Consider the following 764-nt stretch of genomic DNA (forward strand, 5'->3'; position numbering starts at 1 on the left):
GGCCAAGAATGTGTTTCAGGTGCACGGTGTGGATGCTGCCGGGAAGGTGGTGGTGCAGCGCCAGCTGCGCCGCGCGCAGGTGGAGAAGTTCTTCGCCGCGCAGCCGCCGGCGCTGATCGGCATGGAGGCCTGCGGCTCGGCCCATCATTGGGCCCGCACGCTCAGCGCGCTTGGCCACGAGGTCAAGCTGATGCCGCCGGCCTATGTGAAGCCCTACGTTCCGCGCAACAAGAACGATGTCCGCGACGCGCAAGGCTGTTGCGAGGCGGTGAGCCGGCCCGACATGCGCTTCGTGCCGATCAAGACGGTCGAACAGCAATGGGCCCGGGCGCTCCACCGCACGCGCGACCTTCTGGTGCGCCAGCGCACGCAACTGGCCAACGCCATGCGAGGCATGCTCTATGAGATGGGCCTGGTAAGTGCCAAAGGAGCAGCGGGCATCGAGACCTTGCTGCAGCGCGTTGACGCGGCCGATGAAGCCATCCCCGTGGCGCTTTTGATCTGCCTGGTGCCTCTGGCCGGGCAATGGCGCGCGCTGGATGGCGAGATCGGCAAGCTGGACAAGCAGATCCTGGCTCGGGTCAGGCAGCAGCGGGCAGCTTCGCGGCTGACGACGATCCCGAGCGTCGGCCCGATCATCGCGCATGCGACCGTCGCGGCCATCGGCGATGGCCGTCAGTTCGCCTCGGCCAGGGACTTCGCCGCCTGGCTGGGCCTGACCCGCAAGAGCCATGACACCGGCGGCAAGCACAGGCCGACAGGCC

1 protein-coding gene is annotated in these 764 nt (G+C 67.9%); it reads left to right on the forward strand.

Annotated elements, in window-relative coordinates; all coding sequences use genetic code 11:
- Positions 1–764 (forward strand): IS110 family RNA-guided transposase (locus ACWTU8_RS31715; RefSeq protein WP_455851240.1); only part of this gene is annotated, 764 nt, incomplete at both ends.

The organism is Mesorhizobium sp. BHbdii, assembly GCF_053848045.1.